Origin of the sequence: Cellulomonas hominis (genome assembly GCF_901521055.1) — a bacterium.
In the GTDB taxonomy this organism is placed as follows: domain Bacteria; phylum Actinomycetota; class Actinomycetes; order Actinomycetales; family Cellulomonadaceae; genus Cellulomonas; species Cellulomonas endometrii.
The window spans coordinates 1-9,992 of the sequence record NZ_CABEGA010000083.1 but is presented as its reverse complement, the minus strand read 5'-3'; the positions used below and the strand labels follow the sequence as shown (position 1 = coordinate 9,992).

Annotated in this window: 7 protein-coding genes; 1 reads left to right on the top strand and 6 read right to left on the bottom strand. The window is 70.6% G+C overall.

Translation table 11 applies throughout. From position 1 onward, the window contains the following. Window positions 1-189: 189 nt before the first annotated feature. Complete coding sequence (locus tag KJP73_RS17720; protein ID WP_213284205.1) at window positions 190-1,218, top strand: magnesium and cobalt transport protein CorA; 1,029 nt, start codon at window positions 190-192, stop codon at window positions 1,216-1,218. 79 nt (window positions 1,219-1,297) lie between these two features. Here the strand turns inward: KJP73_RS17720 and mmsB are convergent, their stop codons facing one another. The 6 genes from mmsB to KJP73_RS17690 all read right to left on the bottom strand — a co-directional run bounded on the left by mmsB (window position 1,298) and on the right by KJP73_RS17690 (window position 9,716). Next, on the bottom strand, window positions 1,298-2,476 hold the full coding sequence (mmsB, locus tag KJP73_RS17715; RefSeq protein ID WP_213284204.1) for a multiple monosaccharide ABC transporter permease: 1,179 nt from the start codon (window positions 2,474-2,476) through the stop codon (window positions 1,298-1,300). Continuing rightward, entirely contained in the window at window positions 2,473-4,011 is a 1,539-nt protein-coding gene (gene mmsA / locus KJP73_RS17710) for a multiple monosaccharide ABC transporter ATP-binding protein (RefSeq protein WP_213284203.1), read from the bottom strand. Before mmsA ends, mmsB begins: the two co-directional genes overlap by 4 nt. 110 nt (window positions 4,012-4,121) lie before the next feature. Next, on the bottom strand, window positions 4,122-5,270 hold the full coding sequence (gene chvE, locus KJP73_RS17705; RefSeq protein ID WP_213284202.1) for a multiple monosaccharide ABC transporter substrate-binding protein: 1,149 nt from the start codon (window positions 5,268-5,270) through the stop codon (window positions 4,122-4,124). Window positions 5,271-5,675: 405 nt separating this feature from the next. After that, window positions 5,676-7,184 carry an L-arabinose isomerase gene (gene araA / locus KJP73_RS17700; RefSeq protein WP_213284201.1) on the bottom strand — a complete coding sequence of 503 codons (1,509 nt, stop codon included), beginning with the start codon at window positions 7,182-7,184 and terminating at the stop codon, window positions 5,676-5,678. Beyond that, window positions 7,181-7,936 carry an L-ribulose-5-phosphate 4-epimerase gene (locus KJP73_RS17695; protein ID WP_213284200.1) on the bottom strand — a complete coding sequence of 252 codons (756 nt, stop codon included), beginning with the start codon at window positions 7,934-7,936 and terminating at the stop codon, window positions 7,181-7,183. Before KJP73_RS17695 ends, araA begins: the two co-directional genes overlap by 4 nt. 112 nt (window positions 7,937-8,048) lie before the next feature. Next, window positions 8,049-9,716 (bottom strand): xylulokinase, encoded by a 1,668-nt coding sequence (locus KJP73_RS17690; RefSeq protein ID WP_213284199.1) that lies wholly within the window; start codon window positions 9,714-9,716, stop codon window positions 8,049-8,051. Window positions 9,717-9,992 lie beyond the last annotated feature (276 nt).

Here is a 9,992-nt window from a genome sequence, read left to right as displayed (position 1 = left end):
CGGCCGCGGCGCCGACGGGCGCGCCGGGCGGATCCGGCGCCGCGCGGCGGTCGGGGCGGGCAGCCCCGACGCCGCCACGGTCGTCGCCGTCCGCCGCGCCGGACGCCCCCGAGCCCCGGCCGCCCGGCCCCCGGGGTGGGGTGGCGTGGCCGGAGCGCCCCGGGGGCGGGCGGAACCTAGAGTGGGCGGGTGACGGACGTGGGACGGGTCGGGGCGGACGCGGCGATCGGCGACTGCGGGCTGTACACCGAGGGCCGGCGGGTGCCGGGGCGGGTGCCGCTCGGGGAGGCCGGTGACGCCGCGCGCGCGACCGAGGGGTACGTGTGGGTCGGCCTGCGGGAGCCGTCGGCGGCGGACATCGCCGAGGTGGCCGCGGAGTTCCACCTGCCGTCGCTCGCTGTCGACGACGCCGTCAACGCCCACCAGCGACCGAAGCTCGAGATGTACGACGACGTGGTGTTCGTGGTGCTGAAGCCCGTCCGGTACGTCGACCACGTCGAGGTCGTGGAGATCACCGAGATCGCGATGTTCCTGCGCCCGCACGCCGTGGTCTCGGTGCGGCACGGCGAGGGCGGGGTGCTCCGGCAGGTCCGGTCCGAGCTCGACGCGGGGGTGCCGCCGGAGGAGGACTTCGGGCCCGCCGGGGTGCTGTACCGGACCGCGGACCGCGTGGTCGACGCGTACGAGGTCGCCCTGGAGCACATCGACCTCGACGTCGACGACATCGAGCGCCTGGTGTTCGGCCCCGGCGAGGACGACCACTCCGAGCGGATCTACAAGCTCAAGCAGGAGGTCGCGGAGTTCCGCCGGGCGATGCTCCCGCTGCAGCGCCCGCTCGAGCGGCTCGCCGCCGGGGAGGTGCCGCACGTGCCCGCCGCGGCCGAGCCGTACTTCCGGGACGTGCACGACCACCTGCTGCGGGCCGTCGACGCGATCGAGGTGATCGACCGGCAGCTCACCGACGTGCTGCAGGCCAACACCGCGCGCGTCACCACCGGCCAGAGCCGCGTCGCCCTGCGGCAGAACGAGGACATGCGGAAGATCTCCGCGTGGGCGGCGATCGCCCTGGTGCCGACCGCCATCGCCGGCATCTACGGCATGAACTTCGAGCACATGCCGGAGCTCGGGACGCGGTACGGGTACTTCGTGGTGCTGGCGGTCATCGCCGGCGCGTGCATCGGCCTGCACCGGGCGTTCCGCCGCAACCGCTGGCTCTAGCCGCACCCTCGGGGTGCGCGAACGGCCGAGGGCCGGGACGGGTGACCCGTCCCGGCCCTCGGCCGTCGTGCGCGTGCGGTCAGCGGCCGCCGGCGCGGCGCTTGTTGTAGATGTCGAACGCGACGGCCAGCAGGAGCACGAGGCCCTTGACGATCTGCTGCGTCGACTGCGGGACGCCCATGAGCTGCATGCCGTTGGACATGACGGCCATGATCAGACCACCGACCATGGCGCCGGTCACGCGGCCCACACCACCGGTCGTCGACGCGCCGCCGATGAAGCAGGCGGCGATGGCGTCGAGCTCGAACATGTTGCCGGCGCCCGGCTGGGCACCGTTGGAGCGGGACGAGTAGATCGCACCCGCGACACCGGCCAGGAAGCCCATGTTGACGAAGATCCAGAAGTTGACCTGCTTGACCTTCACGCCGGAGAGCTGCGCGGCCGACAGGTTGCCACCGATCGCGTAGACGTGGCGGCCGAAGACCGTCCGGGTCGTGACGGTGTTGTAGGCCAGGATCAGCACGGCGAGGATGATCAGCACGATCGGCAGACCACGCGAGTGCGCCAGCTGCCAGGCGAACGCCATGACGACCACGGCGATGAGGACGATCTTCAGGATGAAGAGCGGCATCGCCTCGACGGACTGCTGGTAGCGCACGCGGCCCATGCGGGAGCGGTAGGACGAGAACGCGTAGCCGACGATGCCGATGGCGGCGATCACGAGCGTGAAGGCGTCGTACCCGTCGCCCCCGAGCAGGCCGTTCAGGAAGCCACCGGCCACCTGCTGGTACGCCTGCGGGAACGGCGACAGCGAGATGTTGTCGAGCACCTCGTAGGTGAGGCCGCGGAACAGCAGCATGCCCGCCAGCGTCACGATGAACGCCGGGATGCCGACGTACGCGACCCAGAAGCCCTGCCACGCGCCGACCAGCAGGCCGACCACGAGGGCGGCGAGGATGCCGACCCACCACGGCTGACCGTTCTTGATCACGAGGATCGCGGACACCGCACCGGTGAGCGCCACCACGGACCCGACCGAGAGGTCGATGTGCCCGCCGATGATCACGATCACCATGCCGATGGCGAGGATCAGGATGTACGAGTACTGCAGGACGATGTTGGTGAGGTTGCCCGGGGCGAGCAGCACGCCGTCCGTCAGGATCGCGAACAGCGCGATGATCGCGACGAACGCGATGTAGATACCACTCGTCCGCAGGTTCTTCGTGAAGATGTCCCGCAGGCCTGCCACAGCCGTCATCGAACCGATTCCTTTTCCTTCGTCATGAGCTCCATGAGGCTCTCCGGGGTGGCGACCGCACGCTCCTGCACGCCGGTGATCCGGCCGAACGCGAGCGTGTAGATCCGGTCGCAGATGCCCAGGAGCTCGGGCAGCTCGGAGGAGATGACCACGACGGCCTTCCCCGCGTCCGCGAGCTTGTTGATGATCGTGTAGATCTCGTACTTCGCACCGACGTCGATGCCGCGCGTCGGCTCGTCCAGGATCAGCACCTCAGGGTCGGTGTAGATCCACTTGGACAGGACGACCTTCTGCTGGTTGCCGCCGGACAGCTTGCCGGTGAGGGCCATGACGGTCGGCGACTTGATGTTCATCGACCGCCGGTACTCCTCGGCGACCTTGATCTCCTCGTTGCCGTTGACCCAGCCGGCCTTCGACAGCTTGTGCAGGCCCGCGGCGGAGATGTTCCGGCGGATGTCCTCGATGAGGTTCAGGCCGTAGGTCTTGCGGTCCTCGGTGGCGTACGCGAGGCCGTGGTTGATGGCCTCCGTCACCGAGCGGGTCTGGATCTCCTTGCCGTGCAGGAAGACCTTGCCCGAGATGTTCCGGCCGTAGGAGCGGCCGAAGATGCTCATCGCCAGCTCGGTGCGACCGGCGCCCATGAGGCCGGCGATGCCGACGATCTCACCGGCGCGGACGTCGAACGAGGCGCCGTCGACGACGACGCGGCCCGGCTGCGTGGGGTGCTCGACGTGCCAGTCCTCGACACGGAACACCTCCTCGCCGACGTGCGAGACGTGCTCCGGGTACCGGTGCTCGAGGTCGCGGCCGACCATGCCCTTGATGATCCGGTCCTGCGTGACCTTGTCCTCGACCATGTCGAGCGTCTCGATCGTCTTGCCGTCACGGATGATCGTGGTGGAGTCGGCGATCTCGGCGATCTCGTTGAGCTTGTGCGAGATCATGATCGAGGTGATGCCCTGGCCCTTGAGGTGCCGGAGCAGGTTCAGCAGGTGCTCGGAGTCCGAGTCGTTGAGGGCGGCCGTCGGCTCGTCCAGGATCAGCAGCTTCACCTTCTTGGAGAGCGCCTTGGCGATCTCCACGAGCTGCTGCTTGCCGACGCCGAGGGTGCCGATCGGGGTGGTCGGGTTCTCGTCCAGTCCGACCCGCGCCAGCAGCACGGCGGCCTCGGAGTTCGACCGGTTCCAGTCCACCAGGCCGTGCGACGCGCGCTCGTTGCCCAGGAAGATGTTCTCCGCGACGGACAGGTAGGGCACCAGCGCGAGCTCCTGGTGGATGATCACGATCCCCTTGTCCTCGGAGTCGTTGATCGAGCCGAACTCGACCGTCTCCCCGTCGAAGCGGATCTCACCGTCGTAGGTGCCGTGCGGGTAGACGCCCGACAGCACCTTCATGAGGGTGGACTTGCCGGCCCCGTTCTCCCCGCAGATCGCGTGGATCTCCCCCCGCTTGACGTTCAGGTTGACGTCCTGCAGAGCCTTGACCCCGGGAAAGGTCTTGGTGATGGAGTGCATTTCCAGGATGTGGTCGCTCATGCGGCCTCGACCGTCCTCGTTCGTCGGGCGATGGATCACACCGCCGCGGGCCGGCCGGCACCCGGGTGGGTGCCGGCCGACCTCGCGGTCGTGCGGGTGGAGCCGGGGGGTCAGTCGGACTGGCCGGCCGCGACCTCTTCAGCGGTCCAGTAGCCCGAGTCGATCAGGAGCGACTGGATGTTGTCGGCGTAGACGATGTCCGACTCGAGCAGGAAGGACGGGACGACCTTCACACCGTTGTCGTACGACTCGGTGTCGTTCGCCTCGGGCTCCTCGCCCTCCAGGAAGGACTCGGCCGAGATGACGGCCTGCTCCGCGAGCTTGCGGGTGTCCTTGAAGATCGTCGAGAACTGCGTGCCGTCCTGGATGAGCTTGACGGAGGCGATCTCGGCGTCCTGGCCGGTCACGACCGGCAGGCCGGCGTCGATGGTGGCGCCGTAGCCGGCGTTCTGCAGCGCGGTGATGATGCCGCGGGAGATGCCGTCGTAGGGCGACAGCACGCCGTTGACCTTGGAGCCGTCCGAGTAGGAGGACGTCAGGAGGTCCTCCATGCGCTTCTGGGCGGTCTCCTGCAGCCAGCGGAGCGTGGCGACCTGCTCGATGTCGGTCTGGCCCGACTTCACGACGAGGGTGCCCTCGTCGATGTAGGGCTGCAGCGTGTCCATCGCGCCCTGGTAGAAGAAGTGCGCGTTGTTGTCGTCCAGCGAGCCGGCGAACAGCTCGATGTTGAACGGGCCGGTGGCGGTGCCCTCGGTGCCGTCCGCGTTGAGCAGACCCAGGCCGACGAGCAGCGAGGTGGCCTGCTGGACGCCCACGTTGTAGTTGTCGAACGTGACGTAGAAGTCGACGTTCTCGGTGCCGTTGATCAGACGGTCGTAGGCGATGACCGGGATGCCCGCGTCCGCCGCGGCCTGCAGCTGGTTGGCCAGCGCGGTGCCGTCGATGGAGGCGACGATCAGGAGGTCGGCGCCCTTCGTGATCATCTGGTCGATCTGCTGCGACTGCGTCGGGATGTCGTCCGCGGCGTACTGCAGGTCGACCGTGTAGCCGGCCTCCTCGAGCTGGGACTTCACCGCGTCGCCGTCGGCGATCCACCGCTCGGAGGTCTCGGTCGGCATCGCGACGCCGATCGTGAGCTCGCTGGGGTCGGCCGCGGCGCCCGACTCGTCGTCGTTGCCGGCGCCGGCGCCGCCGCCGGAGCACGCCGCCAGACCGAGCGCGAGGGCGCCGCCGAGTGCGACGAACCTGATGCTCTTCATGTCCTTCTCCTCCTCGAGAGGGTTGCTGACCTCATCGTCACGGACCCGACTCGCGTCGTCGCCCGTCCTGCCCATCGCCGTGCCGGGAGGGATCGCCCCCTCGCCGTCGGCGAGCACGCGCATACTCTCGCGGGGTTGAGTTCAAGAAGTCAAGCCAAAGGTTCGGGGCGCAGGTTGCAGATGGATAACGGTCGCCACCAGCCCGCGTCTGCCCGGTATATCCGCAGGTCAGGGCTCATCTGACCAGTTCTGACGGACCGTCGTGACGGCCTGCGGCCGACGACTTCACCCTGTCGCTGAGTTCGGTGGCCGAACTCATGCCGCCGATCGGGTGGCACCCGCCCCGGACGACGAACGGCCCGCCCCCGGGTTGGACCGGGGGCGGGCCGTGCGGTGCGACCGGGCTCAGAAGCCCTGGGCGAGCCGGTAGTAGACCTGGTTCCAGCGCACCTGGTCGCGGAACGCGCGACGGGTGGTGTGCTCGTCGATCACCAGGAGCTCGGTGCCCGCGATGTCGGCGTAGATCTCGAACGCCTCCACGCCGGCCGCGGTCGACATGACGGTGTGGTGCGCGCCGCCGGCGGTCAGCCACGCCTCCGCGGAGGTCGCGAAGTCGGGGCGGGGCTCCCACACGGCACGGGCCACGGGCAGGTTCGGCAGCTCCTGCGTGGGCGGCACGATGTCCACGACGTTGGCGGTCAGGCGGAACCGGTCGCGCATGTCGGCCAGCGAGACGACGACGCCCTCGCCCGGGTCCGCGTCGAACACCATGCGGACCGGGTCCTCCTTGCCGCCGATGCCGAGCGGGTGGATCTCCACCTTCGGCTTCGACGTCGTCAGGGAGGGGCAGATCTCCAGCATGTGCGCGCCGAGGATCTTCTCCGCGCCCGGCGTGAGGTCGTAGGTGTAGTCCTCCATCAGCGACGCGCCGCCGGGCAGCCCCTCGCCCATCACCTTCGCCGCGCGCACCAGGACGGCGGTCTTCCAGTCGCCCTCGGCGCCGAAGCCGTAGCCCTTGGACATGAGGCGCTGCACCGCGATGCCGGGGAGCTGGCGCAGGTCGCCCAGGTCCTCGAAGTTCGTGGTGAACGCCTTCGCCCCCACCGACGTCAGGAACGTCTCGAGCGCGATCTCCTGCCGGGCGGCGTACCGGAGCGACTCGTGGCGGTCCCCGCCGCGGCGCAGCTCGGGCACCACGTCGTACAGGTCCTCGTACTCGGCGACCAGGGTGTCGACGTCCGCGTCGGCCACCGCGTCGACCGCGGCGACCAGCTCGTTGACGCCCCACGTGTTCACGGAGACGCCGAACCGCAGCTCCGCCTCGGTCTTGTCGCCCTCGGTGACCGCGACGTTGCGCATGTTGTCGCCGAACCGGGCCAGCTTCAGCTCGTGCGTGGCGGCCCAGCCCGCGGCGGCGCGCGCCCAAGTGCCGACCCGCTTGGTGACGGCCGGGTTCGACGCGTGGCCGACCACCGTGGTCCGGGCGACGCCCAGGCGCGTGGCGATGTACGCGTACTCCCGGTCGCCGTGCGCGGCCTGGTTGAGGTTCATGAAGTCCATGTCGATGCTGTCCCACGGCAGCTCGACGTTGGCCTGCGTGTGCAGGTGCAGCAGCGGCTTGCGCAGCGCGTCCAGGCCCGCGATCCACATCTTCGCCGGGCTGAACGTGTGCATCCACGTGATGACGCCCAGCACGCGGTCGTCCGAGTTCGCGTCGAGCATCGCGCGGCGGATCGCGGCCGAGTCCTTGAGGACCGGCTTCCACACGATCGTCACCGGCACGTCGGACGCGGCGTCGAGCTGCCGCGCGACCTCCTGCGACTGCTCGGCGACCTGGCGGAGGGTCTCCTCGCCGTAGAGGTCCTGGCTGCCGGTGAAGAACCAGACCTCGCGGTCGGCGTAGGGCTTGGTCATGCGTCCTGCTCCTTCGTGGTGGTGGCGGCCGGGGCTGCGGTGCCCTGGCCGTAGACGTTCTGGTAGCGGGCGTACAGCGAGTCGACCTTGTCCTGCGGGATCGGCAGCGGGTCGCCGAGCTGGCGGGAGATGTGCACCGTGCGGGCGACCTCCTCGACCATCGCGGCGGCCTTCACCGCGGCCTTGCCGTCCTTGCCGATCGTGAACGGCCCGTGGTTCTGCATGAGCACGGCCGGGCTTCGGGAGCCCTGCAGCGTCTCGACGATGCCGCGGCCGATGGAGTCGTCGCCGATCAGCGCGAACGGGCCGATCGGGATGTCCCCGCCGAACTCGTCGGCCATCATCGTCAGCACGCACGGCACCGGCTCCGCGCGGGCCGCCCAGGCGGTCGCGTACGTCGAGTGGGTGTGCACCACGCCGCCGACCTCGGGCATGTGCCGGTAGACGTAGGCGTGCGCGGCGGTGTCGGACGACGGCGAGCGGGTGCCCTCGACGAGCGTGCCGTCCAGGTCGCAGACGACCATCGACTCCGGAGTCAGCTCGTCGTAGGTGACACCGGACGGCTTGATGACGAACAGGTCCGCGTCCGACGGGCCGTCCGGGGAGACCTGCACCCGCTGCGACACGTTGCCGGCCGTCCACACGATCAGCTCCCAGCGCGGCAGCTCGGCGTGCAGCGCGGACACCACCCCACGCGTCCGCGTCACGGCGTCGCGCACGCTCTGCGGGTACTCGTCCAGGGATCGGGTCATCAGGTGGTTCCTCGCTCTCACATCGGGCACGGAGGCCGAGGTCGGCACTCCGGGGGCGAGATCGGCAGCGGGCGGTGCCGATCTCGGCCACCGGCTGCCGACCTCGGCGGGATCAGACGGACTCGGTCGCTGCGCGCTCGACCGGGAGGCCCGCGCGGTAGCGGGTGAGGAACGTGGCGAAGCCCGCCTCGTCCGCCGGGTCCGGGGTGACGACGTCCACCTCGGCGTCGCCGAAGACGCGCTCGGCCAGGTAGGTCGGCAGGTCCTGCTCGCCGGCCGCGCCCAGGTAGGCCGCGAGCACCGCGATGCCCCAGGCGCCGCCCTCGGCCGCGGTCTCCCCGACGGCGACCGGGGCGCCGATCGCCGCAGCGAGCAGCCGCTGCGCGACCCCCGCCGTCTTGAACATGCCGCCGTGCGCGAACATCGCGTCGATCTCGACGCCCTCGCCCGCCAGCACCTGCATGCCGAGGCTCAGCGTGCCGAACGCCGAGTAGATCTGCGTGCGCATGAAGTTCGCGAGCGTCAGCCGGCTGCCCGGGGTCCGCACGACCAGCGGGCGGCCCTCCTCGAGCCCCGTGATCGGCTCGCCCGACAGGTAGTTGTAGGCCAGCAGGCCGCCGCCGTCCGCGTCGCCCTCGAGCGCCGCGCGGAACAGGGCGCCGAAGACGTCGTCCGGTGCGGCGTCGCGACCCAGACCCGTCGCGAACTCCCCGAACAGCCCGGCCCACGCGTTGAGCTCGCTGGCGCCGTTGTTGCAGTGCACCATCGCGACCAGGTCACCGGCCGGGGTCGTCACCACGTCGAGCTCGTGGTGCACGCGGGTCAGCGGCTGCTCCAGGACGACCATCGCGAAGATCGACGTCCCCGCGCTGACGTTGCCCGTGCGCGGCGCGACCGAGTTCGTCGCGACCATGCCGGTGCCGGCGTCGCCCTCCGGCGGGCACAGCGGGATGCCGGCCTGCAGGGTCCCGGTCGGGTCCAGCAGCGCGGCACCCTCCGCGGTCAGCCGGCCGGCCTCCGCGCCCGCGGGCAGCACCTCCGGCAGCAGGGCCTCGAGCCTCAGGCCGGGGCGGCGGGTCGCGACGATCTCGTCGACCTGGGCCAGCATCGTGCGGTCGTAGCCCCGCGTCGCCGGGTCGATCGGGAACATGCCCGACGCGTCGCCGACGCCCAGGACCTTGCGACCGGTGAGCCTCCAGTGCACGTAGCCGGCCAGCGTCGTCACGAAGTCGATCCGCGGGACGTGCGGCTCGTGGTCGAGGATCGCCTGGTACAGGTGGGCGATCGACCAGCGCAGCGGGATGTTGAACCCCAGCTTGTCGGTCAGCTCCGAGGCCGCGCGTCCGGTCGAGGTGTTGCGCCACGTCCGGAACGGCACCAGCAGCTCGCCGGCCTCGTCGAACGGCAGGTACCCGTGCATCATCGCCGAGACGCCCAGCGCGCCGAACGTCGTCGGGCGGACCCCGTAGCGCCGCTCCGCGTCGTCCAGCAGCGTCGCGACCGACTCCTGCAGCCCGGCCCAGACCGCGTCGAGCGAGTACGTCCACACCCCGTCGACGAGCTGGTTCTCCCAGTCGTGGCTCCCCGTCGCGACGGGCGCGTGGTCGGGGCCGATCAGGCAGGCCTTGATCCGGGTCGAGCCCAGCTCGATGCCCAGCGAGGTCGTGCCCGCCGCGATGGCCTCGCGGATCCGGTCGTCGCGGGTGCGGTCGTGCTGCGTCCCGTCGTGCTGCGTGCGGTCGTCCTGGGTGCCGGCGTCGTCGTGCCGCTCCTGCGCCATCGCGTGTGCTCCTTCGCCCGGGCTGCGCTGCCCGCCGTCCCGATCCCGCCCGCGGCCGGTCGGCCGCCAGTCATCGTGCCGATGTTAGCGCTCACATGTCCACCGGGGAAAGCCGCGAGCGCCGACACCCACCTGACCTGCACGGCCCCGCTCGCGGGGGGGTCCGCGGGACGTCGAGATGACACTCCCGGCCTGCGGCAGGGGACGCGGCGCAGGCGCGCGGTGTCATCTCGGTGCGCCCGGGGCGAGGCAGGGGGTGAGGTCGCGGGGTCAGCG